Annotated in this window: 31 protein-coding genes and 2 pseudogenes; 19 read left to right on the top strand and 14 right to left on the bottom strand. The window is 65.7% G+C overall.

Annotated elements, in window-relative coordinates:
- Positions 1–1,081 precede the first annotated feature (1,081 nt).
- The 10 genes and pseudogenes from ACWEO7_RS32870 to ACWEO7_RS32915 form a co-directional block, all read right to left on the bottom strand.
- The gene (locus ACWEO7_RS32870; protein WP_452429027.1) at positions 1,082–1,414 is read right to left on the bottom strand and encodes a hypothetical protein; all 333 of its coding nucleotides are present in this window, start codon (positions 1,412–1,414) and stop codon (positions 1,082–1,084) included.
- Complete coding sequence (locus tag ACWEO7_RS32875) at positions 1,411–2,094, bottom strand: AAA family ATPase (protein WP_452429029.1); 684 nt, start codon at positions 2,092–2,094, stop codon at positions 1,411–1,413. Before ACWEO7_RS32875 ends, ACWEO7_RS32870 begins: the two co-directional genes overlap by 4 nt.
- Positions 2,095–2,104: 10 nt before the next feature.
- Positions 2,105–2,344 carry a hypothetical protein gene (locus ACWEO7_RS32880; protein ID WP_452429031.1) on the bottom strand — a complete coding sequence of 80 codons (240 nt, stop codon included), beginning with the start codon at positions 2,342–2,344 and terminating at the stop codon, positions 2,105–2,107.
- A 176-nt stretch (positions 2,345–2,520) separates the two neighbouring features.
- Entirely contained in the window at positions 2,521–3,201 is a 681-nt protein-coding gene (locus ACWEO7_RS32885; protein WP_452429033.1) for a hypothetical protein, read from the bottom strand.
- A gap of 176 nt (positions 3,202–3,377) precedes the next feature.
- Positions 3,378–4,013: a DUF4158 domain-containing protein gene (locus ACWEO7_RS32890; protein WP_452429035.1), complete on the bottom strand. Its 636-nt coding sequence runs from the start codon at positions 4,011–4,013 to the stop codon at positions 3,378–3,380.
- 21 nt (positions 4,014–4,034) lie between these two features.
- Positions 4,035–4,328, bottom strand: a complete 294-nt coding sequence (locus ACWEO7_RS32895) for a DUF4158 domain-containing protein (protein WP_452429036.1) — start codon at positions 4,326–4,328, stop codon at positions 4,035–4,037.
- 104 nt (positions 4,329–4,432) lie between these two features.
- Positions 4,433–6,223 (bottom strand): HEXXH motif domain-containing protein, encoded by a 1,791-nt coding sequence (locus ACWEO7_RS32900; protein WP_452429038.1) that lies wholly within the window; start codon positions 6,221–6,223, stop codon positions 4,433–4,435.
- A 15-nt stretch (positions 6,224–6,238) separates the two neighbouring features.
- Positions 6,239–7,471, bottom strand: a complete 1,233-nt coding sequence (locus ACWEO7_RS32905; RefSeq protein WP_452429040.1) for an FxsB family cyclophane-forming radical SAM/SPASM peptide maturase — start codon at positions 7,469–7,471, stop codon at positions 6,239–6,241.
- An 80-nt stretch (positions 7,472–7,551) separates the two neighbouring features.
- The gene (locus tag ACWEO7_RS32910) at positions 7,552–7,716 is read right to left on the bottom strand and encodes a hypothetical protein (protein WP_452429042.1); all 165 of its coding nucleotides are present in this window, start codon (positions 7,714–7,716) and stop codon (positions 7,552–7,554) included.
- Between the two features lie 391 nt (positions 7,717–8,107).
- Positions 8,108–8,495 (bottom strand): annotated as a pseudogene (locus ACWEO7_RS32915) (recombinase family protein); the annotation flags it as partial.
- 285 nt (positions 8,496–8,780) lie between these two features.
- Here ACWEO7_RS32915 and mobF point away from each other — a divergent pair.
- Together mobF and ACWEO7_RS32925 are read left to right on the top strand one after the other, a co-directional pair.
- A pseudogene (mobF, locus tag ACWEO7_RS32920) lies at positions 8,781–9,546 on the top strand (MobF family relaxase).
- A 382-nt stretch (positions 9,547–9,928) separates the two neighbouring features.
- Positions 9,929–10,369, top strand: a complete 441-nt coding sequence (locus ACWEO7_RS32925; protein ID WP_452429044.1) for a hypothetical protein — start codon at positions 9,929–9,931, stop codon at positions 10,367–10,369.
- Between the two features lie 84 nt (positions 10,370–10,453).
- On the opposite strand, the gene ACWEO7_RS32930 is transcribed toward ACWEO7_RS32925, so the two are convergent.
- Positions 10,454–10,747 (bottom strand): helix-turn-helix domain-containing protein, encoded by a 294-nt coding sequence (locus ACWEO7_RS32930; RefSeq protein WP_452429046.1) that lies wholly within the window; start codon positions 10,745–10,747, stop codon positions 10,454–10,456.
- On the bottom strand, positions 10,744–11,718 hold the full coding sequence (locus ACWEO7_RS32935) for a replication initiation protein (protein ID WP_452429048.1): 975 nt from the start codon (positions 11,716–11,718) through the stop codon (positions 10,744–10,746). Before ACWEO7_RS32935 ends, ACWEO7_RS32930 begins: the two co-directional genes overlap by 4 nt.
- A 269-nt stretch (positions 11,719–11,987) precedes the next feature.
- Between ACWEO7_RS32935 and ACWEO7_RS32940 the strand changes: the two genes are divergently transcribed.
- The 4 genes from ACWEO7_RS32940 to ACWEO7_RS32955 are packed head-to-tail and all read left to right on the top strand — an operon-like array spanning position 11,988 to position 14,662.
- Positions 11,988–12,440 carry a hypothetical protein gene (locus ACWEO7_RS32940; RefSeq protein WP_452429050.1) on the top strand — a complete coding sequence of 151 codons (453 nt, stop codon included), beginning with the start codon at positions 11,988–11,990 and terminating at the stop codon, positions 12,438–12,440.
- 57 nt (positions 12,441–12,497) lie between these two features.
- Entirely contained in the window at positions 12,498–13,229 is a 732-nt protein-coding gene (locus tag ACWEO7_RS32945; protein WP_452429082.1) for a glycosyltransferase family 2 protein, read from the top strand.
- A 10-nt stretch (positions 13,230–13,239) separates the two neighbouring features.
- Positions 13,240–13,923 carry a hypothetical protein gene (locus ACWEO7_RS32950; protein ID WP_452429051.1) on the top strand — a complete coding sequence of 228 codons (684 nt, stop codon included), beginning with the start codon at positions 13,240–13,242 and terminating at the stop codon, positions 13,921–13,923.
- Positions 13,913–14,662, top strand: a complete 750-nt coding sequence (locus ACWEO7_RS32955; RefSeq protein ID WP_452429053.1) for a pyrimidine reductase family protein — start codon at positions 13,913–13,915, stop codon at positions 14,660–14,662. The genes ACWEO7_RS32950 and ACWEO7_RS32955 overlap by 11 nt, the downstream gene beginning before the upstream one ends.
- Here the strand turns inward: ACWEO7_RS32955 and ACWEO7_RS32960 are convergent, their stop codons facing one another.
- Positions 14,663–15,400, bottom strand: coding sequence for a glycosyltransferase family 2 protein (locus ACWEO7_RS32960; protein ID WP_452429055.1), 738 nt, complete (start codon positions 15,398–15,400; stop codon positions 14,663–14,665). It lies immediately after the preceding gene.
- A 22-nt stretch (positions 15,401–15,422) separates the two neighbouring features.
- Positions 15,423–16,166 (bottom strand): GntR family transcriptional regulator, encoded by a 744-nt coding sequence (locus ACWEO7_RS32965; protein ID WP_452429057.1) that lies wholly within the window; start codon positions 16,164–16,166, stop codon positions 15,423–15,425.
- A gap of 272 nt (positions 16,167–16,438) precedes the next feature.
- Between ACWEO7_RS32965 and ACWEO7_RS32970 the strand changes: the two genes are divergently transcribed.
- The 13 genes from ACWEO7_RS32970 (at position 16,439) to ACWEO7_RS33030 (ending at position 26,014) form a co-directional block, all read left to right on the top strand.
- The gene (locus ACWEO7_RS32970) at positions 16,439–16,708 is read left to right on the top strand and encodes a hypothetical protein (RefSeq protein WP_452429059.1); all 270 of its coding nucleotides are present in this window, start codon (positions 16,439–16,441) and stop codon (positions 16,706–16,708) included.
- Positions 16,705–17,142, top strand: a complete 438-nt coding sequence (locus ACWEO7_RS32975) for an RRQRL motif-containing zinc-binding protein (protein ID WP_452429061.1) — start codon at positions 16,705–16,707, stop codon at positions 17,140–17,142. Before ACWEO7_RS32970 ends, ACWEO7_RS32975 begins: the two co-directional genes overlap by 4 nt.
- Positions 17,143–17,913, top strand: a complete 771-nt coding sequence (locus tag ACWEO7_RS32980) for a hypothetical protein (protein ID WP_452429063.1) — start codon at positions 17,143–17,145, stop codon at positions 17,911–17,913.
- Positions 17,913–20,066: a hypothetical protein gene (locus ACWEO7_RS32985; RefSeq protein ID WP_452429065.1), complete on the top strand. Its 2,154-nt coding sequence runs from the start codon at positions 17,913–17,915 to the stop codon at positions 20,064–20,066. Before ACWEO7_RS32980 ends, ACWEO7_RS32985 begins: the two co-directional genes overlap by 1 nt.
- Positions 20,067–20,099: 33 nt before the next feature.
- Entirely contained in the window at positions 20,100–20,270 is a 171-nt protein-coding gene (locus ACWEO7_RS32990; RefSeq protein ID WP_452429066.1) for a hypothetical protein, read from the top strand.
- 20 nt (positions 20,271–20,290) lie between these two features.
- Positions 20,291–20,788, top strand: coding sequence for a hypothetical protein (locus ACWEO7_RS32995; RefSeq protein WP_452429068.1), 498 nt, complete (start codon positions 20,291–20,293; stop codon positions 20,786–20,788).
- Between the two features lie 128 nt (positions 20,789–20,916).
- Positions 20,917–21,444, top strand: a complete 528-nt coding sequence (locus tag ACWEO7_RS33000; RefSeq protein WP_452429070.1) for a hypothetical protein — start codon at positions 20,917–20,919, stop codon at positions 21,442–21,444.
- Positions 21,445–21,465: 21 nt separating this feature from the next.
- Positions 21,466–21,939 (top strand): hypothetical protein, encoded by a 474-nt coding sequence (locus ACWEO7_RS33005; RefSeq protein WP_452429072.1) that lies wholly within the window; start codon positions 21,466–21,468, stop codon positions 21,937–21,939.
- A gap of 2 nt (positions 21,940–21,941) precedes the next feature.
- The gene (locus ACWEO7_RS33010) at positions 21,942–23,699 is read left to right on the top strand and encodes a hypothetical protein (RefSeq protein ID WP_452429074.1); all 1,758 of its coding nucleotides are present in this window, start codon (positions 21,942–21,944) and stop codon (positions 23,697–23,699) included.
- Entirely contained in the window at positions 23,696–24,331 is a 636-nt protein-coding gene (locus tag ACWEO7_RS33015; RefSeq protein ID WP_452429075.1) for a hypothetical protein, read from the top strand. Before ACWEO7_RS33010 ends, ACWEO7_RS33015 begins: the two co-directional genes overlap by 4 nt.
- A complete protein-coding gene (locus ACWEO7_RS33020) occupies positions 24,328–24,693 on the top strand; it encodes a hypothetical protein (protein WP_452429077.1) in 366 nt (121 codons plus the stop codon). Before ACWEO7_RS33015 ends, ACWEO7_RS33020 begins: the two co-directional genes overlap by 4 nt.
- Complete coding sequence (locus ACWEO7_RS33025; RefSeq protein WP_452429078.1) at positions 24,690–25,520, top strand: DUF2637 domain-containing protein; 831 nt, start codon at positions 24,690–24,692, stop codon at positions 25,518–25,520. The genes ACWEO7_RS33020 and ACWEO7_RS33025 overlap by 4 nt, the downstream gene beginning before the upstream one ends.
- A 38-nt stretch (positions 25,521–25,558) precedes the next feature.
- A complete protein-coding gene (locus tag ACWEO7_RS33030; RefSeq protein WP_452429080.1) occupies positions 25,559–26,014 on the top strand; it encodes a hypothetical protein in 456 nt (151 codons plus the stop codon).
- The last annotated feature ends 479 nt before the right edge of the window (positions 26,015–26,493 follow it).

Below are 26,493 nucleotides of genomic sequence, written 5' to 3' on the forward strand. Positions count from 1 at the left end.
ACCAGTAGCAGAGACATGCACGAGAGGCGTCGAAATCCACGTCGAGCGTCCTCGGGATCCTTCGATTCCTCTCAGCTCAGCGCCAGAGAGCGGGCTGGATTCCCGTGTCCCGAGTCCGGATTCGGCAGTTGATCTTCTGATCTGCCGGGGTGCGAAAATCTGGTGAAAACCGGGTGAAAACCCAGTCAAAAGCTGAGACAACTTGTCTCAACTTTTCGCAGGGTGCTCCTCACCCCCGCCTCCCTCCCTGACCTGCGTAAACGACGCTGCGCGTCGTTGAATCCCTCCTCCCTCCCAGTTCCACATCTCATACCCACTTCGTGCGCACGAGATGTGGAACTGGGAGGGAGGAGGGATTCAAGATCAAATCAGGTCAGGGAGGGAGGCGGGGGTGAGAAGAAGAAAGAAGTGGTTGAGTTGGGTGAGTATCGGTGGGTTTGCGAGTAGGTTGCGTTGGGAGACGATTCCAGCTGGTCGACTCGGGTGCGTCGGTGGCGGTCTACTGATCCGCGGATGTCGTTCGGGGCTGGAACTGCAAGGCGCGGTGTGTCATCGCAGTGGTGCGCGGGCGACGGGCGCCCGCGTGCGCGAGCAAAAGGCTCGCGTGGTCCGGCGCGCGGTGTGCTGGGTGTCCCTCCGGTATGGCCTTGTCTGGGGCTATCACGACGACAACGACCATCAAGGGCAAGTCGGCTGCGCCGATGGCCTGGCGGCCACCCTTGACGGCCGCCGCCGTCGTGATCGAGTAGCCCCAGGCCATACCGGAGGGACACCCAGCACAAGCCCGAGACGCGCGCTATGGACCGGGAAAGCTGCGCAGCCGAAGGCTGCGAGGCGGGGCGCTGCCCCAGCACCCCGCCCTCGCCGGGAGGCAGGCCACCCAGAGGGGCACGGGCACGCAAGCGGGAGTTGTGTTGGTCTACCGCAGCTGAATGCAGATGGCCCCGATTCCGGACCTCGCCGAGTAACCAGCTCGGCAGCAACTTTTCAGTGCTGAGGACAGTTACCGGTGAGTGGTCTACCGCAAGCCGGGGAAAACGGCCGTTTTCGCGGGTGTGCTCAGTAGGTCAGTATTTCCGTATCAGGCGATGTGTTCCATGACCGAGTCGGCGACCTCGGCGTCGGAGAGCAGTTCGTAGACGAGCGCGACCATGACGTCTTGGCTGGTCACTCTGGACTTGCCCAGGGCGGCTGCGGTGTTGTTCTGCCATTCCACCAGTCGCCGGTACAGCTCGGGCGGCAGGTCGACGGTGCGCCGGACCGGCTTCTGCCGAACGGGCGTTCCGTGGCTGCGCGGCTGCGGCTGCTCCGGGGCGCCATCGGTGCGCGCAGGTTTACCCACACCGGCCTTGTCCGCACGGGCCTTGGCGGCGCGTTCGGCGTTGGCCTTGATCCGTTCTGCGGCGGTGCTCATGCGCTGACCTCATCTTCAGTATCTACGGAATTCAGTAACTCATCTACGGCGATGGCGTAGGGCGTGGCCTGGGCGTTGGTGATCGAGGTGCCGTAGCCCTGCGCGAACAGCTCGCGGCGCGGGACGGTGGCCCGCAGGACCCGCACGCCGTTGTTCGCGATCAGTTCCCGGTAGGTGTCGGTGGAGGCCGCGTTGGCCACTGTGCGGGTGAGCAGCGCGACCAGCTCGGGTGCGGGGTCTACTTCGTCGCAGACTTCGGCGAACAGCTCGAGCACCGCGGGCAGCCGTTCGTATTCCATGCTCGTCGGCGCCATCGTGACGACGATGTGCGTGGCCAGCTTCGCCGCGGACTTCACGATGCGCCGCTGTTCCTTCATCGGTGGTGTGTCGATCACGACGACATCCACCTCCGGCTTGATCACCCCGGGCAGCTGCTTGTGCAGGTTGGCCACCGGCATGGAGATCACCGGAAACGGCCACTCGCCCAGCTCCGACCAGCTGATCAGCGATTCGTTCTCCGGGTCGGTGTCCACGCCCAGGACGCTGAGGCCCGCTTCGTGCAGCACATGCAGAATCCACGCGGCCGAGGTCGTCTTGGTCGATCCGCCCTTGAGGTTCAACATGACGATGATCAGCAGCGCGCGGTCGTCGCGCCGCAGTAATTCCGTATGTACTGACATCAGTAGATCGTCACTTTCGGTAGCGCCGGATGACACCTTCCAGCTCGGCTTCGGCCTGATTGAGCAGAACGGCCGCTTCGGCGATCTTCTGCAGCGCGGCGTCGCGGACGTCGTCGGCATCCGGGATCGGCTCGGACTCCCACTCGCGGGCCAGCCATCCGATCGCTTCGGTGATCCCGCCCAGGCGAGCATCGCGGAGACCGGCAGCGGCGTTGTTGAAGGCGCTGGACTGAGTCGGCAGGTGCTTCATCACGGCTTCCTTTGGTTTCAGTGGCTCAGTATGTACGGAGCTGGCTCGAGATGTGCGCCGCAACCGGACCGACACTCGCAACGCTGACTTACTGATTTCAGTATATAAGTAAAGTTGCAGGTCAGGGCTGTGATGGACTGTCGTACGTTTCGGGACAGGTGTTCGGTAACGGTCGGTCAGCCGACGCCCATGTCCTTGCGGGCGCGGTGCTGCTGGGCGTGGTACTCGCGGCCGTAAGCCACGGCGGCGGCGGCGACAGCGGCTGCGGGTTTGGCGGACCACCGGTCGATGGCCATGCGCGCGAGGGTGCCCGCGGGCAGCCGGTAGGCCTTGAGCGGGATGTTCAAGCTCCCGACCACCGACATCATCCGCATGACGCGAGCGTTGGCGTTCGCTCTCCCGGGCAGTTCGGCGAGCACCTGCTCGCGGGCCTGGTCCAGGGTGTCGGCGTGGTGCTGCTGGGCATCGGCGAGCAGCGCGTCGAGCTGGTCGGCGTAGGACGGCGGCAGATAGAACGACACGACCGATCCGGCCGGGAACGCGCCCGCGCGGGTGGTGCGCTGCTGTTCGCGCATTCGGTCGGCGTAGCGGACCAGCTCGAGGTGGTCCGGGCGTGCCGTGTCCAGCAGGTCGGTGACGGCGGCGGCGATGCAGTCGGAACTGCTGGCCGGCGGCCGCTGGTTGGGTGTGCTCCACCGTGGATCGGTGAGGGTCAGCTGCTGGCGCCACGTGTTCACGGTGCGGGCCTGCGCCGCGGTCAGCCGCCCGGTCGAGTAGTGGCGCGACGCGGTTTCGCCACCGTCGTCCTCGATGTCGTCGGGCTGCTCGTCCTCCACCGCCTCCGGAACAGTTTCCATATGGGAACTGTAACCGGGCGGGCGGGTCGAGGTCGGCGATGGTGTACCCGCTCCGCGCGGCACCGTATCGCGGACGGGCACTCGGCAGCCAACTTCGTCCGAGGAGTCAGCGACCGCGTCTATACCACTCCGGGCCGCGTAGACACATCCAAGATCCTCAGCGTGGAATTCCAAACCTACGACAACAGGAATGGGTCGAGATCGTCGATGTGCGCCATGGCGCGACGACCCAGAAGATTCCCGCCGCCGGACGCGGTGACCGCACCGGCCGCGACCAGCTCGTTCAGCGCGGTCACCGACGCCGCAGACAACCGCGAACACGTACGCTGGCAGAACTTCTGCTCGAAACTCGAGCGCGCCGAGCCCACGATCCGCTCAGCCCGCCCCGGCGGCTCGATCCGCTCCGCGCGGCACCGTACCAGCAGCGCCTCGTGCAGCCGCTCCTCGCGCAGCTCGACCGGACACACCTCCCCGGCCAGCCACCGCGTCAACCGGGCCTCATCAGCTCGCGTGAACTCACGGAAACCGAACGCCTCCCGGACCTGCGCCCGGTGATACTTCACCGACCGACCGTCCCACCGGTACTTGACGAACTCGCCCCGATCGACCTTCACCTGCTCGGCCACGTAGGCCACCGCGGCCGGCGGAATATCGTCGACGCCGCGCGGGAACCTGGCCTCGATCTCGAAGAATTTCAGCAACAGACCGAACCCGAGACGAGTCGCCCCACTCTTGTTGCCCACCAACCGCCAATCGTCACCGACCAGCGTCCACGACCCGACCAACTCCTCAACCGACCACTCCCGACGCACGAGCCCAAACCGTAGAGCGGATCAGCAGTTACCCGCGCGTCCTACGTTGCCCCTGGGGTCAGCTTCGGGAGTTCTGGGCCGATACGAGGCGAACAGCGCCGGATCGACCTTCACCTGCTCGGCAACGTAACTCACCACCGCAGGCGGTACCTCCGCCGCCGCCCGAGGGAACCTCGCCTCGATCTCGAAGAACTTCAGCAATACAGCGAACCCGAGCCTGGTAGCCGCCGATTTGTTGCCCACCAACCGCCAGTCGTTCTTGCCGATCAACGTCCACGACCCGATCAAATCCTCAGGCGACCACTCCAACTGCACGAAACGAAACCGTAAGCCGGATCAACAGTTACCCGCGCGTCCTACCTTGCGGCTCATGACAGCTCCAGGATTCCTGGGTTAGCCAATAGCCGAGTACGAAAATCTCACCTTTGCGCCTGGTCGATGTCGGATAGCCATCGCAGCAAAGCGATCGGATCGACCTTTTGGTCACAGGAAGAAACTCGCTCATACAGCGCTGCGGCTAGCTCTGCGCGCTCGGCAAGAATGCCGAAGTCATCGTCAGAGCATCGTTTCGGCAACGCGAGTGCCAACCCGGCCCAGATCTGGGGTCGCAATGGGTCGGTCCGCAGCTCTTCGAGGTACAAGTCGACCGCTTCCGCGAGCTCGCCGGCGAGATAGGCATGATCGCCGCGGGGATGGCCCGAGGGTGATGTTGCTTCGGCCACGCCCGGATGCCTCAGCTGTGCCGCGATGCCGAGCCGACGGTAGCGGTTCGGAATCAGTTCCTGATTGGTGAATCGAACCGGCGGCAGTACTAGAGGTCGTGGCGCTTTCGTGGCCCAGGAGGTCGCCAGTTCTGACACCAGAGCTCGATCCGGTGCGAGATTTCTAACGCGCCAGAACGTCCGGTGGGCTGTCCTGATCTGAGTGACCGCGTGCCGAGCCTCAGCTGGTACCTCTTCCTCGGCCCACGATCGCGTACCCACTGCGAGTGCGGTCATGAATTGCTTCCCGATCGCGGTGAGGAGACCAGAGGTGTCTGCCTGGACTATGGCGTCTATCAATTGAATACGGCTTAGCTCGAATTCGATGTGAGATTGCGTCGTGTCGTGGCATTTTGTGTATCGGTGCACTCGCCAGAAGTCGGTGACGCCGAAGAATGCGTAGATCCCTTGTGCTAGGCCTGTGATTGGGCGAGGATCGTCGCGCCATGGCGCATAGAAGAGGCGTGGTGAGTCCGGGTCGAATAGCATGACTTGGTCTAGTAGCAATGCGAGCTTGGTGTGCTGAATCTCGTGGACCAGCGTGAGCGCCAACTGGCAGTGATCTGCAGGCGCTGTGGTGTACACGCAGCCGACGCCGGTGTCTGCCGTGTGGCTCGAGGGTGCCGGTACCGCATGGGAGGTCAATGGGGCCAGCATCCGCAAGCACCCGCGTAGTGGGCCCACATAGTCGTGTGCCTCTGTGTGCAACAGCTGCCATGCGGCGGTGAGGTTCCGCTGCCACTCGAGTGTTTCCTGGAGCGTGAGCCGCGGCGGCAGCGGTCTGCTGATGTCGAGGGCGCGGAATGGGTCGAGATCGTCGATGATGATCTGTCGTCCTCCTTCCGGCACCTGGACTCGCCGGAATGGCAGCCAGGCAGGATTGGACTCGTCGTCTAGATCTACCACCCGCAGAACTTCGATATTATCGACAGTGAAATGCACAGCGCCGTCCCCCCACGCCATATCACAATGGCCGCAGAAGCCGGGGAAGTCGAGGCGGGCCATACCGATTCTTGGCAACACCACCACGCCGTCACGCACAACAAGCCGTGTCGATCCATGCGGAAGGCAAGTGACACAGCCAGCCGCGGCGAGCCAGCCAAGGTAACCGCAGTCTGCCCACAGCGGAATGGTTTCCGCGGTCGAGGTGACCTGGATTCGCTCTAGTATCCACCCAATCCACAGCCCTGTGTGGGGGTAAGTCAGCAGTTCATCGACTTCGTCGGCACATGATTGCTGCAGTGCGGACAGAACTCGATACGCTTCGGAAAGGCCTGACTCGGTGTCGATGTCAGTTGACAAGGTGGCGATTTCCGCGACAATAACACGTAACAGAAATGCCCGAGATGCCAGCAGCTTTCTGGTCAGCACCGCCATCGCGTGTTCGGTTCCATAACCGGTGCTCAGGTCAGCAGCCAGATCGTCCGTAACCAAACTATTCGAGTGCATGCAGAGTTTCCTCCGTTAAATGTGTTTGAGGAAGTCAGCCCGGATACGGAATTCGATGTGGTCGATCAACCGCATCAGATCGGCGCAATAGACCGAGGGATTCTTGAACCCTGTGTCATGTCGGTAGCGATGCGCGTAATGGCCGCCGCCACAAACTGTGTGTATGCGGCAATCCAAGCAGGTGTCGCACAGCGCAAACTTGCCGATCTGGCGGGCGATGATCGCGGGATCCAGCATGGCGAGATCGAGTCTATTGCCGACGCCGACCGCGCTCAGCTTGGTTGCGCCAGCATACGTGGACTTCAACTCGTCGACCTGCTCAAGTGACCCGTCTGTTTCGATGACGGCTAAGCGTATCGGTGCCAGTCCCACGGCCTCTGATGGAGTTTTGCGGCCCAACAGCAAGTCAATGATCGTGTCGAACAGGCGCACACGGGTCTCCAACGCAGGTGCGTCATACCATCGGTCGAAAACCTTGATCAGCCAGTCAGCGTATGGCGTTGCGACATGGTCGGAGCTAACCGCAGGCGGGGGAGTGGTCCAGTTACCGTGTGGCAGCAGAAAGTCCATCGCTGGTGGGCTGAATCGCAGAAGGGCTTCATAGGTATCGATCGGGTCGTTAGCCACATCGATGGTGCACAATAGCCCTGCGAACAGGCTGCGGTGCTCATCGGCGCCAAGCGCGGTTAGGGCCGCAGCGACGCGGTTGTAGCTACCGACGCCGCGGCGGTCCCGTCGGTGGCGGTCATGACCACGCTCATCGCCGTCCACGCTTACCCCAATGCGAATATTCCAGCGTCGGCAGATGTGAAAGAATTCCTGATCGAGAAGCACACCGTTAGTCTGGATTCCGAGCGACACCTCGGTGAGCGGCTCCAGTAGCATACGAGCCTGCCGCGCGAAGTGCTCCAGTTCACGATGGCCTACTAGAAGCGGCTCGCCTCCGTGGAATACGAGATCCACTCTCGATAATGAGTGTCGCCGAGCATGCGCGCCGATCATACGGCACGCGTCGGCGAAACACCTCCTACTCATCGCCCTGGGTTGGTCGCGCCAACTTTGGTCGGCCATTTCGTATACGTAGCAGTAGTCGCACGAAAGATTGCACCGACTGTGGATCTTGATAACGAATTCCTGGAATGGCAGAGGAGTCCAGCCACTGTCACGCAACGCAGCTAAGGTCAACCCTCCGCGCGGCCAGGGCTTTCGTACCCCCGGAATGCCCAAGGACACTGGCACCGAATCCATCTCACACTCCCGGGCGCTCCGGACGGCGGCTAGCGGACGACCCAGTCAGAGCGCCCAGAGCCGATGGCTACTGCGGTGGCCTATTGATCGAGCTGCACCGACGGACTCAGCGTGCTGGGAATCATCGACTGGAAAGCCATAACGTGGCGATGAGTCCGATACCGCTCCAACGCCGCCCGGAGTGCGGGGCTGACCTCTGCCAGCCTTTCCGGGTCCATAGCAGCAAGCTCCTTCAAGCTTTCCATGGCTTCCTCCTCCTACCTACCCGACAAGTATCGGGGTCATCGTCACTTACCGCAGCTGTTGGCTGAACTGGCTGGACAGAAACGGTAACCGACGCCTACCGCTGTGCGATTTGCCAGGCACAGCACGAAACGCATGCCCCAGGCCACTTGCCAGCCGCTGGGACGGCAGCCTCAACGAAACACCGTTCTCCAGGATCATTACATGCGATGTTCCCCGACGTCCGCCCCATGCGGTATGGGGAATGCTCCCCCCACAACCACTTGTGTGGCTACTTGAATTCCCCGGTGAGTCCGGACGCCAGGGCGGGTGGTGGCGGTCGGGCCGCGGGCACGGCGTGGTAGCAGGTGCGGGTGGCCGACGCGACCCGCGAGACACCTCGGCCGCAGCAGGTCAGGCCGCGGCGGCACCGGCCCGCAGGTAGGCGTAGACGGTTTCGCGGCTGATGCCGAACTCTCTGGCCAGTGTCGCTTTCGACACTCCGGCGGCCGCGCGGGCGCGAAGCTGGGCGGCCTGCTCGGCGGTGAGGGCGGGCTTGCGGCCGGTGTAGGCACCGCGAGCCTTGGCCGCGGCGATGCCCTCGCGCTGGCGTTCGAGGATGAGGGCGCGTTCGAACTCGGCGAGCGCTCAGCAGCAGGTTCGCCATCGGGGAGTCCTCTCCGGTGAAGGTCAGGGCTTCCTTCACGAACTCCACCCGCACCCCCTTGCCCGTCAGCGTGCGCACCAACCGGCGCAGATCGTCGAGGTTGCGGGCGAGGCGGTCCATGGAGTGCACGACCACGCGGAGGCGATCATCGCTGCCCGCCTTGCGGCCGGGGACTCCGCGGCCGCCGCACGCAAGGCCACACAGCTGGGGCGTCCGTTCTATCGGCTCAAGGTGCCGGAGGGCAGCTTTCGGCACCGCGTGGCCGAGGCCCTGACCGCGTGGAATGTCGCGGCGGGCCAGGCCGAGGACGCGCCCGTGCCGAAGGATGTGCGGGAGGAGATCCGCACGCGGATCGGGCGGGAGATGTTCACCCAGGAGCATGGCCGCGCACCTCACGAGGGGCCGGAGCTGACCGACTGGATGGCGCGGCATTCTCGTCCGGAGCGCCGAGCGGTGGCCGGTTTCGATCTCACGTTTTCGGCGGCGAAGTCGGTGTCGGCGGTGTGGGCGTTGGCGCCGCGAGAGATCGCGGAGAGGATCGAGGCCGCGCACGCCGCCGCCATCGCAGACGCGTTGGCCTACCTCGAAAGACAAGGCTGCTACACGAGGTTGGGCACCGACGGCGTCCGGCAGGTCGATACCGAGGGCATGATCGCGACCGCGTTCCTGCACCGCGATTCCCGCGCCGGTGACCCGAACCTGCACACCCACGTCGTCGTGTCGAACAAGGTCCGCACCCTGGACGGACGTTGGCGGGCGCTGGATGGCCGGATGGTACTACCATGCCGTCACGGCCAGCGAGATCTATAACTCCCGCCTCGAGCAGCACCTGGGCGACGCGCTCGGCGTTCGGTTCACCGACCGGCCCGCCCGCGACGCCAGCAAGCGCCCGGTCCGCGAGATCGCCGGTGTCGCTGCCGAACTGCTCGAGCTGTGGTCGCAGCGCTCGACCAGCATCCGCGCCGAGCTCGCGACGCTGACCCGCCAGTTCCAGGCCGAAACCGCTGGCACCCTCACGCACTGGATTCCGACCGTGGACGGCGATTGGCTCGGTCGGGTCACCTACACCCTCCGGTACGTCGACGGCCGGGAGCCGCTGCAGTTGCGCGACCAGTTGGTGCCCGCCTACGCGCTGCGACCCCGGACGGGGACGGCTACTACTTCGACTACAACACGCATTTTGTGAGGCAGCTGACAATTCGGTAGGGGAAGGGACGTTATACGGCCTACGAATGGGAGACCTTCCGGCCAGTCGTCCGCGTGTCGAGTGATGCAGCTCTCACGACGCGCCGTGCCGCAGCGACACAAGGTGTTGTGCTGAGCGGACATGTCGACCACAAGGAGTAGTGTCCTGCCTCAGGGATCGCCAATACGTGCGATCCCGGGAACGCCGAGGCGCCCTGCCGGAGCGTGCTCCAACAGGGGACTCGGGTGTCTTTGTCAGGGACTGCCCGATCGTACGACGAGAGTGGCGGCTTCGCTGCCAGCTGTTCCCAGATGGCGCACGTCTTTGTGCATGGTTCCCGGCCCGACCGGCCCCTTTGTGGGGCCATGAGAGGTTGGCAACAATGCCTGACCTGAATAGGTTGGCTGACCGGTTCGGTCAGCTCCGCGTCGTCCTCGACGCGCCTGCCACCAGGCAGACCGCCGTCCCGAAGGTGCTGGCCTTCCAGCTGGGCGGCTTGCTGGAGGGTGCGGGCCTGAATCCGCTCGTCCCGGTGACGACGCTGAATCTGCTGGATCCGAACCTCGGCGCCGATCAGGCCCGCAATCCGTCGATGATGCTGTTCTTCCGGTACTTCCTGGCGATCACGCTGCTCCAGGCCAAGCATGCGCCGCTGGCCGAGGTTCGCGAGGTGCTCGTGCAGCTGTCGGAGCGTCTGGAGGGTCTGGCGCGCGGCTGGTCGTCCGGCCGGACCGACGCCGCGGAACTGACCGAACTGGTCGCGGAGAACCGCGAACTCGCCAAGCAGATCCACGACGAATTCGGGGACGGTGCGGCTGCCTGACGAGGGCAGTAGTCGATTCTGGCCGCCGGTAATGCCTGCTTATCGGCGGTCAGAAATCGCACAAATGTTCGAACTTGTAGAGGTTTAGACGGTCGCCTTGGACCGTTCGACCAGCAGGCCATCGCGGCGGGCGATGCTTAGGAGGCTCCCGACTGCCCCAGTTGAGCACCCGAGTTCAGCCGCGATCTGTTTGTAAGACCATCCGGCCATTCTCAGCTCAGCCGCGCGGATGCGCCGTTCGCGTGCTCGCGTCTCGAAATCGCCGCGCGGCTCGGCGACCAACCGGCGGATAGTTCGAGCGGAGACACCGAGTTTCGCGGCACCTTCGCGCGCAGACACTGATCGCCGTGCCGCAGTCTCAGCCTTTCCAGCGTTCACAGGAGGACCGCCTTTGCGAGCTCTCGATCGACTTTGGTTGCACGTACGCGATTGGCTTCGCGCTTCGCGTCAGTCATCTTCCTCCCGCCGTTGCGCCCTCGGCGGGCCTGTTCCTGACTCAGAGTGCGCTTGATGTTTCGCCATGTCCAGCGAGAGACCGAGTGAGACAAGCAGGCCGTCTCAGTCCATCCGAGCGGGCCTGCGGTGAATGCTGGACCGATGACGGCCTGGTTGCGATCCCACGCGTAGGCGAGGGCGACTTCGTCCCACTCCACCGGGTCTTTGTAGTCCCGGACGCGCGGATACGCCCACTTGCGCTCGAGGTCGAACAGAGCGCAGTTGCGTCCAGTGGTCGAGTTCTGCAGCAGAGTCCGCTGTTCTCGTTGGCTCGTTGTGCGCCGTGGCAGGGCACCCAGACGGTGGAGAGGATCGGCCAGGTCTTTGAGCGAGTAGACCGCCGTCGCGGGACCCCACAAAGTGAGGTGGTCCGCATGCAGCGGGTTTTTGGTGAACCGGCCAGCGTATGACACGTCACCACCGAGGACGTCATTCAGTCCTTGCTCGATCCGGGCGAGCAGGTTCACTGGCGCGCGCCGAGCGGCGTCAGTCAAGCAGACCGGCTTATCGAGAGCGAACACGATGTGCCCACCTTTTGTGTGCGGGTTCATCGGGATGTACGACGGCACTGGGAGCCCCGTCGTGCTTACGATCTCATCCGCTCGGCCGCCGTCGTGGTCGGTGATGATCAGCGACTGCATGCACACCGGGTTTGCTTCGACATATGCCTTAGTCAGCGCGCGCTCACGCGGCATGCGGTATTTCGGTCCGTCTTTACGGTTGCCCGCCATCGGATAGCGCGGTAGCCACCTGCCCTCGAATACGGTGTCGAACGTGAGCTGAGTGGGGTCGCACCACTCAGCATCGGGGTCGTCCAGCAGTTCGTCTCCCGCGAGGGACACATCAACGGTCACCCCGACACCTTGCCCTGTGGTTGACCAATATTGGAGTAGGACACGCCGAGCCTAGTCAGATACTTCGGTCCCTGCCGCCGACGACCTGGGTTTTCGTGACATTGGAGTAGGACACGCCGAGCCTAATGGCTATCCAAAATCATGGCCATATATGCATATGCGCATTAAACCATGCATACCCTTATTATCCATATGGATACTTCGCTGATATAAGGTTCCAAGGTCCTGACATCCCCGATTCGAAGGTTGTGCAGCGATAGCCTCAGCGCATGGCAGATAGTCGGCGTGATGGCAATGATGGTCCAGCGGGTCGGCACCGGCGCCCCGACGCCGCCGACGACACCACGGTTGCGGCGGTCGGGAAATTATCGGAAGCCCTGGAAACAACTGAGCGGGCCCGCGGGCATCTGTACGCCTTCCATCAGCTAACCGGTGGTGCCGATCTAGCACTTGATCGAGCGGTGGAACTCTTCCGCGAAGCGGGACACCTGCAGCTCGCCGAGCGGATATCCACCGAGCTGATCGGGCGCAACGTCCTTCCGGGGCGATGGACATTCCAAGTTGTTGAGGAATACGACGACGGCTACTACGACCTGTTTCGCCGCATCGAGCGCGCCGCCCGCGACGAGCTGCTCGATGGACGCCGCCATATCTACGAGGCCGAGATGAAGGAAGCCCGCCGTACGCATGGCCGCGCAGGCCATGAAGCAACACCGAAATGAGTGTGGCGGCGTGCTCCCGCGGCGAACTGGATCAGCCAGTAGCCTGACGCGGTGCCGATGTTGTCCGTCATCACCGCAGTGCATGGTGGTCGAGCAGATCTACTTGTTCATGCTGGTGACAGTCTGGCGAAGCAGGAACTTCCCTCCGAATGGGAACTGGAGTGGATTGTTCAGGAGGATGGGCCTGCACCGAATCTTGCTGACGTGGTGAGCCCGTACCACTTCGCTCGGTATGCGCCGAATGGGGAACAACTGGGCATTGCGGCGACCCGCAACCTCGCACTGACTCGCGTTTCCGGGGAGCTGTTGTACTCGCTCGACTCGGACGACCTTCTACTCCCTGATGCGCTGCATGTCGCGATTGACGCCTTCGCTGCGCACCCTGACGTGCACTGGGTATCGGCCCAAGCCGACGACCTGCTTCCGGACGGAACTCGGATTCCTTTCGCGCCACTGATCGGGCCCGGCCGGATCGAGATCGGTGTGGTCGAACAGTTCATCCGAGAACACGACATGGTGCCGATCGCGTGCCCAGGACTGACTATGCGTACCGCCACCGTGCGCGCCCTTGGTGGTTGGGCAGCCAACCCGAGATGGGAAGACAGCATGTTGTTTGCTGCCCTGGCGGCTCTTACTCCCGGCTGGATTGCGCCCGTGACCTGGCTGTATCGCCAGCACGATGCACAGACGACTCGACAGGACGATTGGCCGCGCCTGCAAACGGAGCTATGGGCAGCAGTCCATCAGCGGGTCTCGGCGATCCGCGAGGCTGGCCTTTCCCTTGGATAGGCTGGCCCCTATGACCGCTGGTCCCCCTGTCCCGCTTTCCAGATGGCATGTCGGCCGCTGGACGATGCCCGCAGCCCAACGCGGGCGACCTGGCCAGGTGGGACGGGTTCTGACCCGCGACGAAATGCTGCTCGATGTTATTCATATCGCGCGCAAGCACCGATGGGGCGGCCAGGCAGAGACACCAGCGGAAACCCGCGCATTGATGCGGGCCGAAGTCGTCTACATGCCGGAAAGTCGTCCAGTGGGCACCTGTACCGTGCCTGAGCCTGAACTCGTCGAGGTGCTGGAGACTGTGGGTCAACGTGCTCTGAACTGGCTAAATGATAGTTCGCCACCCGGCTATCGCTTCACCATGGATGACGGTCTACGCCTGGATCCGGTGATGGACCTGGACAGCGAACACGTCGCCCCAGAGGCAGTCATCGCGACGGCGCGCTCACGAGGGATCGAAATCCCGTCCAAAATCGAGCAAATAGCCGTAGCGCATGTGGTTGGGCCACCCCACGGGAAGAATTGGCTGGCGGTCTACGACGTAGCGTTCGTAGCGGCTGGACCGTTCGAAACGGAAGCGGCGGGCACTGCCGCCGTTCGCGCTGGCCGGAATCTGCTGAGTAAGCACCTGCGGTCCAGAGGCGCCGACGACTTGGCCGATACATCCCCCCGCTGGATCGAGGTTCCTGTTGACCGCTGATGCTGTCAGCATGCCGCGGCTCCTGCGCTTTGCCGACCTGTCTGACGCGGACCTCGCGGAGTTGTACGCCTACCCAGCTGACAGGTGGGTGCGGGCGAACTTCGTAGCGAGCATCGATGGCGCTGTTACCGTGGACGGCCGCGTCGGCGGCCTCACCACTCGCGATGACCAGTACATTCTGACCCTGCTGCGCAACCTTGCCGACGTGATTCTTGTCGGCGCGAGCACCGTTCGGGTCGAAGAGTATACCGGCCTGCGTGTGAACTCTGAAATCCAAGAATGGCGACTCAGACTCGGACTGGCGCCGGTGCCACCGCTCGCTGTCGTCTCGGGCCGGGCCAAACTCGACCCACAGTCACCCTTGTTCACCGACACCATCGTTCCACCAATAATCCTCACTTCAGCAAATGCACCCGTTGCCGCCAAGCAAGCACTCAGGGATGCGGGAGGTGATGTGATCGAGCTGGATGCTGGCGCCCCGGACTCATCCGCACTCCTTACAGCACTGATTCAGCGCGGTTTGACGCGAATCCTGTGTGAAGGCGGCCCGACCTTGCTCGGTCAGCTGATCAGCACCGGCGAGTTGGACGAGTTGTGTTTGACGACCTCGCCGGTTCTGGTAGGAGGTTCATCGGATCGCATTGCGGTATCGGCGAGAGTAACCGACACCGCAATGCGTTGCTCCCACGTCCTTTTCGCCGAGGATGGCAGCCAATTCGCCCGCTGGATCCGACGTTGATTACGCCGCACGGTTGAGTGTCGCAGCGAGCGCCATCATGGCTTCGACCCGTTCCACAAGGAGATTCCGTCTCTGCTGCTTGGCTGCCGGATCCCGAACAATACGAGTGATCTGCCCAGGATGCTGTCGGTAATGCAGTCCAACCGATCTGATGAACCACCCATCGGTCAACGTGCTGATGGCAAGCAGCATCCCGGTGTCCTCGCTCACCGGCAGCGCCATCCAACCGCCCACCGCGGCGAGCAGCTCGCGGCGAATGCATAGCGTCGTCGGGTGCACATCGAGGAGCCAGTCATGGCTGCGCCAGTACCGATAGACGTGGCCACGCTGGAGGCGACCTTCCGGTGGGTCGCCTTCGAAGGCGACCAACTCGCCGTTGTCGAATAGATCCAAGGCTCGACAGGCCGTCCATCCCACATCAGAATTCGCCGAAAGGACGTCGATGCTATCCGCCAACGCTGTTGGTGTCAGCACGTCATCAGCGTCCAGATTGCGGATCAGCACACCCGATGCCCGCTCAAGAGCAAGATTCCGCGCTGTTCCCGGCCCGCCATGGGGTCCGGTGGCGGCATGCACTCGTGCATCAGCGCGGGCACGCGCGGGCAACGGCAAGGCGCCGTCGCCGTCGAGCTGTACCAACCACTCCCACTCCCATCCGCGCGGCAGCTGCTGAGCGCAAAGCGAGTCGTACGCCGCTGCGAGGTAGTCCGCCCGCGGTTGGTACGCAGGTGTGATCACCGAGATAAGCATGAGTCTCCAGTCAGTTCAGATCGAATTCGGCGCGATAGACGATCTGGTCGGCGACGACGATCGTTGTCGAGGTCTCAGCGGCCACCAAGTCTGTGTCGTACACGGTGCGGTTCCGGACCATGACCGGTAACGCTGTTGGCATCGCAAGATCACGAGCCTCTTCTTCTGTCGGCAACCGTGACTCGATGGTCAGCACAACGTGCTTCAGTTGCACGCCGGCCTCGGCCAACCAGGTGTTGGTGCTCTTCCCCGGCACTTCGTCATCCGGGCTCCGCAGACCCGCCCGATTGGCCACGGATTCGGGCATCCAGCTCCGCATGATCTGGTGCGGGGTGCCCTGGATCAGGTATCGGAACGTCCGGACCAGCACAGGTTCGTTTCCTAGCATTTCGGCGAGATCCGCGGGAGATCGCCGGGTGTAGGTGATGTGGACGTCGACGTCGTCGGCACCGGTGCTGGCTTCGAACGTGCGGTCTGCGCCGTCGCCTGCGAAGTGTCCGTCTATGGCACGAACCAATCGGGGCCGGGCTCGGACCCGGACTCCACGGCGTGGTGCCAACGGGTCTGTGATCAGGATTCCCTCACTGATCAAGTGCATGATCGCACGGTTCACCGTCGCATGACTGTTCGCGGCGTAGTGGCTCGCGAGTTCTCGCATCGACGGCAGCGTTTCCCCAGGTGGCCATTCACCAGTCTCCACGCGCCGTCGCAGGTCGGCAGCAATTTCGCGCCACCTCGGGTTCGGAGTAGGCATCCGACTTTACCTCCTTTTTGTTCTGTCCAAATCCTTGACTTGGCCGATCTTTGGACGTAACAATACATCCATGCTTTGTTCTGTCCAAACATTGGGGGAGGTGGTCCCGTGAAGTCCACTCTTGTCTTGATAGCGGCCCTGACCTGCATTTTTGTGCTGGCCAGCGCTCCGGGCTTGGTGTTCGGGTGGCTGCTGTTCGCGGCGTTTTGTGTGGTCATGTGGCGGATGCTGACGCACCGTTCCGGCCCGTTGCGGCGGCGAAGGTTCCAGCGATGATCGGGCCGGTCGTGAAGACGGACGCTCAGGTGGTCCGTGCAGGCGCGAGTGTGTTCGGGGCGTTGCCGGTGCAGGTGCGTCTGGCTTTGTTGGCGCTGGGTGGGCTGGTCGCGATGACTGGTTGCTCGGTGGCTTGGCTGGATTACCAGGACTATCGACCGTCGCCGAACATCTGCCGCGCTGACGAGGTCACGCGCATCGACTGCGTGCACGTGAATCGTGCTCCGGCGCAGCCGATTCCGACCCCGGCGGGGTGGCAGCGATGACCGCAACCGAGCCCAAGGGCGGGATCCCGGTCTATGACTGGCGTTGCGCGCCTTCGCATCTGCGGACGCGTCGGCAGCTTGCTGCGCAGGGATTGCGCCCGAACGGCCAGGACATCGCGGGCAAGGTGCAGCGTCCGCGCCGGTCGCGGGAGCCGTTGACGGCCTATCTCTATGACGTCAACCTCGCCGCGGCGAAGCGGGAAGCGACTCCCGCCCAGCTCGAAGCGCTGGCGAAGGCCACGAGGGAGCGGCAGCTGCGCGCTGCGGAGCTGCACGGCGTCGACCGTGGCGAGTTCGAGCGGATCAATGACCCCGGCCCGGGTTGGGCCGATTCGACAACGACCCCAGCGATTGAGCGGGCCCCGATTGCGGGTCATGCGTTCGCGGGGCTGGTCAACGGCCGTGGCCGTGACCGTGATGGATGGGAGCGATAGATGACGGCATATCGGATCGGTCCGGTGCCGATGACCGTGTTGACGATTCTGGCGTTCATGTACGGGGCGCCGCTGGATGTGGTCGCCCGGATGCTGGGTGTACGGATGCCCATCGCGTACCGGCATGTGGCGAAGTGGCGGGCATCCAACCTGGTTTCGTCGTTGAAGTTGCGGCCGGTGCCCGGCCCGACGTGGGTGTTTCCGACCCGCTCGGCGATCGAGGGCCTGACAGGTCTGAGCACGCAGTTCTGGACGCCGACACCGAAGATGGCCGCGCACGTGCGCACCGTGCTGGAGCTGCGGTTGGCGCTGGTCGGGCTGGATCTAGAGCGGTGGACTTCCGAGCGTGAGCTGCGCGCGCAGGTCGGTCCGGTCCGGGCAGGAGAGGCGCGCCCGCACATCCACGATGGCCGGTATTACGACGAGCAGGGCCGGTTGTGGGCGGTCGAGGTCGAGCTGACGGCGAAGAACGCTGCCGCGGCTCGGATCGCGGTCGCCAAGGCCAAGCAGGCAGCGGCGAAAGCCAGCTGCGACAAGCTCATCTACTACTGCCGCAACGGCGAGATCCGCAACGTGATCGCCGATGCCGCCCGTGCGGCAGCGGGTGTGGAAGGCCCCTCGATCCGAGTGGCCACCCTCGCCGAAGCATTCGGCACCACCAGCACCGTTCCCGGTTCTCGGCCCGGTCTGTCGCTGATCTCCGGTGGTGCCTCTGATCGCATCAACCAGGCCACGTCCGGTGGTCGTGACACCGGAGAGGCGGTGTCGTGATGAGCACCGATTTCCCGATCCACCGTGACGCGGACGCGGTGTGCCAGAAGGTGATCGATTTCCGTCCCGAGTGCGCCAAGACCTACCCGTCGCAGGTGCCCGCCGCCCCGGAGCAGTCCCAGGTTCCGGGTACCGAGCAGGCCCCGCACATCGAGATTCACCCGAAGGCCCCGCCGATCTTCGGCGACCACGCCCCCGACGGTGACCTGTTCGGCATCACCTTGCCGGAGATCACCCTCGACGGGTTCCTCGACGCGTTGATGATCGCGGGCACCTGCGCGGTGTTCGGGCTGGTGTCGGCGGGCGCGATCTTCCTGGTCGCCAACCTGTTGGCGTGGTCGCCCGCGCGGCTGCGGAACTGGACAATCGGCGCTTCGGTGGCGATGCCCGGTTCGGCGATCGTGTTCGGCGGCATGGACTGGTCGGCGCCGCTGACCCAGTTCACCGCGGGTGCGGCGGAGCTGGTGTCGGGCAACCCCGCTCACGGCCTGGCGGCGATGACGGTGCTGCTCATCCCGGCCGCGTGGCTGGCGGCGATGATCGCGTTCACCAACCGGCGGGTCCGGATCGCGACCAACGGGTTGCAGTCCCCGGCCGCCACCGAGCGGGCGTTGTGGCTGCGCACCCAGCGTGAGCAGCGGGCAGCGGCGCGGATGTCGCGGTATCGGCTGCCGTTCTCCACCGGCGGGCTGAACCCGCAGCCGGTCCTCGGGCGTCTGGCGACCGAGTCGAGCCAGGCCCCGACCAAGTCGCGGACGCGGGCGCTGCTGTCGCGCACGGAGACCCGGCTGATCGTGCCGTGGATCAAGTTCAACGAGCACGGCACCGCCGTCGCGTCCTCGGGTAAGGGCAAGTCGACCCTGCTGAACCGGACGGCGGTGTCGTGGTTCGTGACCGGGTGGCTGCGCCATCAGCAGTGGTGGCGCCCGCGTCGGCCCGGCCGGCCTCTGGTGTTGGTGATCGACTGCAACGGCGGCCCGGAGTCGAAGAAGTCCGCGCGGACGATGGCGCGCTGGTTCGCCGCCCTGGGTGTGCCCGCCGATCGGATCGGTGTGGTGGGTGTGGAGGACACCGACCCGCTGCACACGCAGCTGAACCTGTGGGGCATCGAGGATCTCGATGATCTGCGTTCGGTGTTGTCGGCGATGATCTCCGGCGGCTCGACACCGACGACCGACACCGAACGCTACTTCCACAACCTGCGCGAGACCCTGATCCACCTGGTCGTGGACGCGCCGGAGAAGGTGGTCGACGGCAAGCCGGTCGGGCACAACCCGCCGCGAGATTGGATCGAGTTCCTGTCGCGGTTCGATCAGGTCAAGCTGTCCAAGCTGTGGGGCGGGATCTGGGACGACACCGTGCCGTGGGCCGGTGTGGCCGGTGTCGATCGGGAGATCGCCTCCACGATGGCCGGGAAACAGCCGGTGATGGATTCCGCGCGCAGCGAGTTCGGCATCCTCTACCGGCTGCTGGGTGACTCCTTCGAGGGCGACAAGCAGGTCACCGACTTCGATTTCCTCTACATCATCCTCGAAGGCGTCAAAGCCGCCGACCGGGCCCGCGCCCAGTTCGCCGCGCTGGGCTGCATGCTCGAACAGCTCGCCGACAAGGACCACGGCCGCCAGGCCCTGCTGGCTGTGGACGAGTTCTCCGCGGTCTCGGACGGCAAGACCCGCGCCAAGGCGTGGGTGGAACGGCTGCGCAAGGCCGGGATCGGCTCGTGGTGGTTCGCCCAGTCCTGGAACGGTCTCGGGCACGACGACGACTCGCGTGAGGCCCTGGTCACCGCCGCCTCCGGTGGCTCGCTGCTGGGCGGGCAGGAGAAGGGCGACAAGCTCGCCGAGATCTACGGCACCCGCCGCGATTTCGACCTCTCCCGCAAGCTCATCGGCGGCTCCCAGGAAGGCGACGAGGGCAACGTCCAAGCCAACGACAAGCTGCTCGTGCACCCGAACCGGCTGCGCGCCATGGCCAAAGGCGACATCGTGCACGTCTCCGGCGGCGTCGCCCGCTTCGGCCGCGTCACCCCGCTCGATGAACGGCAACTGTCCTCGCTGCGCCCGCTGCCCGGCCTGGCGCAGATGCAGACCATCACCCCCGATCCCGTCTCGTTGGCGCCGGTCATCGACCTGCGCAAACACCGCCACGCCTGAACCCGCACACACGAAACCCGAAGGAGAACAACCATGTCCGACCCGAACCACGACACCGCCGAAGGATTCCGGCTCGATGTGACCCTGCTCGCCGAACGCGCGGCCGTGCTGGCCGCCGCGTCCGGCGGCGCCGTCCGCTTCGACCGCCGCCCGCCCTTCGATGTCCGGCTGCTGTCCGCGCCGATCAACCGCCGCCCCGCCTGACCCGAGAGGAACCACCACACATGTCTGTTCCGAACTTCAACCCCGAGGACCACGGAGAGGAGATCTCCGGCCTGTCGCCCGAGCAGCGCCAGGCCGAGATGGACCAGCTGGCCCCGCTCGCCGACGAGATGGCCAACCGCACCACCAAGAAGCTGGTCGCCCAGATCCAGCAGCAGACACCCGTCGTCCCTGATGGCGGCCAGATCGGTCGTGCGCTGGGCAAGCACGTCGACCACGCCACCCGCATCAAAGACGGGCTGCGGCTGTGGGCCCCGGCCCTGGGCACCACCGCCGGGTTCGCGGTCGCGGCGTCCACTCTGCCGATGACCGGCCCGCTGGCCGTCTACGGCGCTGGGCTGACCGGGTTCTCGGTGTGGATGTGCGCCGGGCGCCCCGGCCCCGTCGAGTCGGTGCGCCTCAGCGGCTACGTCCTCGCCGATTCCGCTAGCTGGATCAAACGCCACACCACCCGCCGCCGCAACGACGCGGCGCAGTCCGCACAGCCGACACCGAAATGACTCAGCGGCACTTCGGTCGCCAAGTTCTGGCGGCGTTGGCGGGCTCGACCCCGGCATTCACACCAGCCCCGGCCGCCGCAGCGCCGCGGCGCAGTCCGCACAACCCACCCCGAAGGAGAACCGAACACATGAAATTCGACCGCTTGTTGCCTTTCGCGACTACCGCCGAGGTGGCTACCGCTCGCGGCTATTTGCTGGCCTGCGTGGAGCAGAACCCGCATTGGGAGCCGGAGGACTCCGAGGAAATCGACGCCCTTACCGACGAGCAGGTCATTGCCCGCACGCTGCGGGTCTGGCCGGAGGGCTGGGAGGACTTCCGTACCTACTTCGCCGAAGACATCCGCGACGCCGAGGCCGTCGAACGCGCGGCGTGGTTCGCCGAGGCTGCCCAGGCCGCCCGCGGGCACCTGTTCGCCTCCCGGCTGCCTGAGGCCGCGCTGCGGTGGGGCAGATGTTCGCTCTCCGCTACCGAAGCGGTGGCCACGCTCGGCGCCGATATCGCCGAGATCCGCCGCGACGCCGCCGAGTGGCACTGGATCGCCGAGATCCTCGGTGTCCCGGTGCCGGTCGCGATGGCGTGGGCGGTCGAGGGCCGCGCCCGCCAGCTCGCCACCGTCCTCGTCCGCCCGTTCCGCGCCGCACAGGCGTCCGAGTAACCCCGAAGGAGAACAAACCCTATGACCACCAGCACTTTTCACCTGACGCCGGAGCTTCCGGCGTGGCTGTGGACGTTGCCGCCCGGCACGTTGCTGGCCGTGCTCGACGCCGACGGCGCCGGGTTCGGGCCGCTGCCGTCGATGCAGGACTACTACTGGGTGCAGCTGCGGGAGTTGGCGCTGCACCTGGTCGTGGAGGCCCCGACCGGCCCCGCCACCAGCACCGCCGATTTCCTGTCCCGGTTCGACCCGCACACCCTCGCGCAGCTGTGGGGCGGTGACATCGACTCCGCCGTATGGACGGGTGCGCCGGGTGTGGACCGGCTGATCTCCGTCCTGATCAGCGGCAAGCAGCCGATGTTGCTGGTGCTGCTGGCCGAATTCACCAACCGATTCCGGTACTGGGCCGCCTTCCCCGAGCAGCTGCGCACAGCGGTGCTCACCGCAGAGCCCGACTTCCCGCTGCCCACCCTCACCACCGAGAAGGAGAACTGATCATGTCCGACACCAACTACGGTCCCGCTGTCGAGGACGAGATCTTCGCCCAGGCACGCCAGTTCAGTGCCGCGATGCGCACGGCGATGCAGCGCCACGCCCAGGCCGCGAACTGGATCGAACGCCGCCGCGCCCGCAAGGAAATCTCGCGCCTGGTCCGTAAGGAGCGCCGCGAGCAGCAGCAGTCCCGCACCAACCACCTGTCCTGGACCAATCAAGCGGTCAACCGCTACCGGCTGCACGCCGCAACAGTCGCGGCCCGCGCCAATGATCCGCGGGTGGATCACGACCGCCGCGCCCGCGACGCCCGCGCTCTGGTCGAGCACCGCGACCGGCTCGCCTTGCAGTTCATCGGCGACGGGCACCTGACTCGCACCGAGCAGGGCATCGCGCTGGACGGTTTGGACGCGGCGACGGTGTTCCCGGAGTTCAAGACCGGCAACCTGTTCGCCCGCGCTCACAAGGTCAAGGGCTTGGAGGCGCTGCACTACCGGGCGCGGGTGGCCCGCGAGGCGGTCAACATCAACCGCAGCGCCGACCGGGAACGGCAGGAGTGGCAGCAGGGCCTGGACGCCGCGCACCGCGCCAATCTCGAGGACGCGCTGCTCGCCCGGATCGACGCCGCCCAGGATCATCGGCACCGCTACACCGCGCAGATGACGTGGACCGATCCGGACGGCGGGAAGCTCACCGAGTCCCGTGCGTTCGCCACCGAGCACACCGCCACCGAATGGTTGCAGCGCAACATCGGCCGCACATCGTGGGCAGAAGGCACCACCCTGGCGGTCGAGACCCGCGACACCCTCAACGCCGCCAAGCAGTACGTCGACCACGGCCGCCCCGAGACCGTCGCCGGACAGCTCGCCGCCCGGGAGGCCGTGCTGCGGGAGCGGACGTTGACCGGGCAGGTGCACCGCGAGCAGGCCACCACGGCGCAGGCCCGCGAGGTCGAGCAGGCCCGCGAGCAGGAGACGGTGGCGTTCGGGTTCGGCAGCACGATCACCTACCTGCCCGAGCACGCCAAGCAGGTGGTGCACGAGCGGGGTGAGCACGCCACCGAGGCCGAGTCGGCGCGCTGGACCGCGCAGCAGCTGGCGGTGATTCGGCCGGCACCCGGCACCACCGTGCACGTGGCTGCCTCCGAGACCTCCAGCGAGGGCCACGAGGACCCGGTGTTCCGCGCCACGGGCGCCCGCGCCGAAGTCGCGAAGGACGTGACGCGGTGGCAGGAGGGCATCGAGCGCGTCTCGTCCGCACAGGAGCGAGACGAGTCCCGGTTGCCGGCGTCGGTGCAGCAGATCGCGGCCGAGCGTGACCAGCTCGCCGAGGATCTCGCCCAGCGTGGGCGCGAGGTCGAGCAGCTGTCCGGCGATCTGGTCGACGCGGCCGAGCGCAACAACCAGCTGTCCGGGCAGGTCACCGAGCGGGACAAGAAGCTCGCCGAGCTCACCGCCCGGCACGGGTTGTCGATCGAGCACAACAACGACCTGACCGAGGCCAACGCCCGGCTCACCCAGAAGCTGACCGCGCTCACCGCCGAGCGCGACCAGCTGCGCGGCGAACGCGACGAGGCGGTGGCGAAGCTCGCCGAGCGCACACCGGCGCACGAGCGCTACGGCAGCCCGGAGCGCCAGGCCGAGCAGGCCGGGGCCGACGCCGCCAGCAACGGACACACCAACGGCCGCGCGCCGATCAAGGGCCACGCGTTCGCGGGCCTGGTCAACAACCGCAACCGTGACCGGGAAGGGATGGAGCTGTGAGCACCAACGAGCTGGATGACCTGTACATCAACCGCTACGCCGGACGAGTCGAGAACCCGGAGGAGGTGTTGATGCGGGCGGACTTCGACCGCGTGAAGGACCTCACCACGACCGCGTTCCACGCTGAGTTCGACGCTGAGTCCGACCAGGACGCCGAGCGGATCTTCGACCAGGTCGACGAGATCACCGCCCGCTGGACCGACCGCGACGACGAGCTCGGTGCCGCCTACCGGTATCTGCAGGACGCGCACAGCGACTGGAAGTCAGCGCCGGACACCATGCGTCGTCTGTGCGAGCAGATCGCCGCGGACCGGGCTCAGGGTTTCCACGCGATCAGCGAGATCGACTGGCGCAGCCAGCAACACGCTCGCGAATTGACCGGCAACGGCCGCTGGATCGTGCAGCCGCGGACCATCGAGCAGGCCCGCCAGCAGCTCGCCGCCGCCGAGCGCCGCGACTCCTGGACCGATCCGGCCGAGGCCAACCCGAACGCGGCACCGGTCCCGGTGTCCGGATCGTTCGCCGCCGCCCGCACTGCGGAGCTGTCGCGGCAGCAGCGGCGCCCGATTCCGGGGCACGCGTTCGCGGGCCTGGTCGACAACCGTGATCGGGGACAGGAGATGGAGCGGTGACCGCGATCCACGAAACCGACGCTCCCGCCGACGGGTTCGAGCTGTTGCGCCCGTACGGGCCGACCGCGCCGGGTGAGTCCTACGCCGAGTTGCAGGCCCGGCTGATCGCGGCCAACGAACGCGCCGCCGTGCTGGAGGAGCAGCTCGCCGCGGTGACCGCGCGGCTGGATTCCGCTGAACACCAGGTTGCGGATCTGGAGGACCGTAACCGGGAGCTTGCCAGTGATCTGGACGACGCGCTGGATCTCGCGGGCGAGAACGCCTTGCACGCCGGTCGTGAGCGGCTGGTCCCGAAACCGCTCTACGGGCACGCGTTCGCGGGCCTGGTCAACCACCGTGATCGAGAAGGGATCGAACGATGAGCGACACCCTGTCGCGCCCTGACGCCACTGTGTCGCCGTCCGGCGTCGCCGCGTCGCCCACCACCACGACCACTGCGACGCTCGTGTCGCCGCCGTCGTGGAACGCCGCTGAGACTGTCGCCTTGCTGTCGCTTGCGGCGGTGAGCATCGCGGCGTTCTTCTGGTCGGCGATCGCGCTGCACGGGGTGGCGGTGATGTCGGGTATCGATTCCCGATTGGCGTGGGGCGCCCCGGTGATCGTGGACGGCCCGATCGTCCAGGCCGCGTTCTCGCTGGTGACGTTGAACCGGCGCGAGAAGATCGGCGTGGTGGTCCCGGCCGCGACTCGCCGGTTCTTCTGGGCCGAGCTCGCCGCCGCTGAGCTGGTGTCTTTGATCGGAAACGGTGTCCACGCCTGGAAAGCCGACGGTCTGCTGCTGCCCGCTCCCGCCGCCGCAGCGGTGGCAGGAGCCGCCCCGATCGCCATGCTGGCGGTGACGCACGCGCTCACCGCGCTGATGGAGGTTCCCCGCACCCCACAGCCGCAGGCGACAGCACCCGTCGCGGCGGCGACAACCGGCGACACCACCCCGAACCGGGGCGACACCGAGGCGACACCCGTCGACGTGGAGGCGACAGCGGTCGAAATGGATGCGACAGCGGCACGCGACGCGGAGGTCCTGCGGCTGCATCAGGCCGGCCTTTCCTACCGCGAGATCGCCCCGATCGTCGGGTTGCACCACGGCTCGGTCGGCAAGATCCTCGCCCGCCTCAAGACCGAAGGCGACACCCACCGCGAGCAGCTGGCGCTGCCCGCTGGCTCGAACGTCCGGCTGATCGCCGGATAACCCCACACCCAACAACCGATAACCAAGGAGTAACCGTAATGACATCGTGGATCATGACCGAGGAGCCGAAGGTCATCCGCAGCGCGTTCGGCAAGGCCGATGAGCCCGGCACGACGGTGGCCGGTCTGGTCGTCTCCCAGGAGCTGGCCGTGCAGAAGGACCCGAAGACCGGCAAGCCGAAGCTGCGTCAGGGCAACCCGATCCGGCAGCTGGAGGTCGTCATTCTGACCGGCTGGCAGACCGATCCGGACGACGACGGCGCCCGCAAGCTGTTCGTGCGCGGCAACCTGCAGAAAGCCATCCGCGCGGCGATCCTCGCCGCGGGCGATGACGACCTGCGCAACGGCGCCCGGCTGACCATCCAGTACACCGGCACCGGGCAGGCGTTCAACGCCGACTACGCCCCGCCGAAGCTCTACCAGGCCAAGTACGAGCCGCCCACCGACGACTCCCTCGCCGAGGTCGCCGCCTACCTGGGCCAAGACGACGAATAACCGCCTGACCCACGCCTGACCAGCAAGAAGGCCCCTGCCGAGTCCCAGTCGGCAGGGGCCTTCGCGTGCCTGGCGCAGCTGGACACCAGGCCCACTCATTGTTCGCCACCTGCCCGCCGACCGAAACGCCGGGCGGGTTTCTTTTGCCCCTGGGTGGTGGCGCTTGCGCCTCCACCCGGGCAGGCCACCGGCCTGCCCCATAACGCCTGCTCTTCCCGCGCAGAGGCTCCAAGGTCAAGGGTGGCCGCAGGCCATCGCCGCAGGCGACGCGTAGCGCCCTTGAGGTTGGAGGGGCGCGGGAACACAATGCAGGCGCCACCACCCCAGGGGCACGCGGCCGAAGGCGGCGCACGGCGCACCGCGCCGCCATCCATTCAATTGCTGACCAGTAGCAGAGACATGCACGAGAGGCGTCGAAATCCACGTCGAGCGTCCTCGGGATCCTTCGATTCCTCTCAGCTCAGCGCCAGAGAGCGGGC

Source organism: Nocardia sp. NPDC004260, from assembly GCF_053603155.1.

Excerpts from the sequence above, each read along its gene's own strand:
- ACWEO7_RS32910 (WP_452429042.1), bottom strand. The coding sequence starts at position 7,716 with ATGGAAAGCTTGAAGGAGCTTGCTGCTATGGACCCGGAAAGGCTGGCA.
- ACWEO7_RS32880 (WP_452429031.1), bottom strand. The coding sequence starts at position 2,344 with ATGAAGCACCTGCCGACTCAGTCCAGCGCCTTCAACAACGCCGCTGCC.
- ACWEO7_RS33005 (WP_452429072.1), top strand. The coding sequence starts at position 21,466 with ATGACCACCAGCACTTTTCACCTGACGCCGGAGCTTCCGGCGTGGCTG.
- ACWEO7_RS33025 (WP_452429078.1), top strand. The coding sequence starts at position 24,690 with ATGAGCGACACCCTGTCGCGCCCTGACGCCACTGTGTCGCCGTCCGGC.
- ACWEO7_RS32925 (WP_452429044.1), top strand. The coding sequence starts at position 9,929 with ATGCCTGACCTGAATAGGTTGGCTGACCGGTTCGGTCAGCTCCGCGTC.
- ACWEO7_RS32965 (WP_452429057.1), bottom strand. The coding sequence starts at position 16,166 with ATGCCTACTCCGAACCCGAGGTGGCGCGAAATTGCTGCCGACCTGCGA.
- ACWEO7_RS32870 (WP_452429027.1), bottom strand. The coding sequence starts at position 1,414 with ATGAGCACCGCCGCAGAACGGATCAAGGCCAACGCCGAACGCGCCGCC.
- ACWEO7_RS32990 (WP_452429066.1), top strand. The coding sequence starts at position 20,100 with ATGTCCGACCCGAACCACGACACCGCCGAAGGATTCCGGCTCGATGTG.
- ACWEO7_RS32885 (WP_452429033.1), bottom strand. The coding sequence starts at position 3,201 with ATGGAAACTGTTCCGGAGGCGGTGGAGGACGAGCAGCCCGACGACATC.
- ACWEO7_RS32970 (WP_452429059.1), top strand. The coding sequence starts at position 16,439 with ATGATCGGGCCGGTCGTGAAGACGGACGCTCAGGTGGTCCGTGCAGGC.
- ACWEO7_RS32950 (WP_452429051.1), top strand. The coding sequence starts at position 13,240 with ATGACCGCTGGTCCCCCTGTCCCGCTTTCCAGATGGCATGTCGGCCGC.
- ACWEO7_RS32975 (WP_452429061.1), top strand. The coding sequence starts at position 16,705 with ATGACCGCAACCGAGCCCAAGGGCGGGATCCCGGTCTATGACTGGCGT.
- ACWEO7_RS33000 (WP_452429070.1), top strand. The coding sequence starts at position 20,917 with ATGAAATTCGACCGCTTGTTGCCTTTCGCGACTACCGCCGAGGTGGCT.
- ACWEO7_RS32940 (WP_452429050.1), top strand. The coding sequence starts at position 11,988 with ATGGCAGATAGTCGGCGTGATGGCAATGATGGTCCAGCGGGTCGGCAC.
- ACWEO7_RS32900 (WP_452429038.1), bottom strand. The coding sequence starts at position 6,223 with ATGCACTCGAATAGTTTGGTTACGGACGATCTGGCTGCTGACCTGAGC.
- ACWEO7_RS32980 (WP_452429063.1), top strand. The coding sequence starts at position 17,143 with ATGACGGCATATCGGATCGGTCCGGTGCCGATGACCGTGTTGACGATT.
- ACWEO7_RS32875 (WP_452429029.1), bottom strand. The coding sequence starts at position 2,094 with ATGTCAGTACATACGGAATTACTGCGGCGCGACGACCGCGCGCTGCTG.
- ACWEO7_RS33030 (WP_452429080.1), top strand. The coding sequence starts at position 25,559 with ATGACATCGTGGATCATGACCGAGGAGCCGAAGGTCATCCGCAGCGCG.
- ACWEO7_RS32985 (WP_452429065.1), top strand. The coding sequence starts at position 17,913 with ATGAGCACCGATTTCCCGATCCACCGTGACGCGGACGCGGTGTGCCAG.
- ACWEO7_RS33010 (WP_452429074.1), top strand. The coding sequence starts at position 21,942 with ATGTCCGACACCAACTACGGTCCCGCTGTCGAGGACGAGATCTTCGCC.
- ACWEO7_RS32905 (WP_452429040.1), bottom strand. The coding sequence starts at position 7,471 with ATGGATTCGGTGCCAGTGTCCTTGGGCATTCCGGGGGTACGAAAGCCC.
- ACWEO7_RS32945 (WP_452429082.1), top strand. The coding sequence starts at position 12,498 with ATGTTGTCCGTCATCACCGCAGTGCATGGTGGTCGAGCAGATCTACTT.
- ACWEO7_RS32995 (WP_452429068.1), top strand. The coding sequence starts at position 20,291 with ATGTCTGTTCCGAACTTCAACCCCGAGGACCACGGAGAGGAGATCTCC.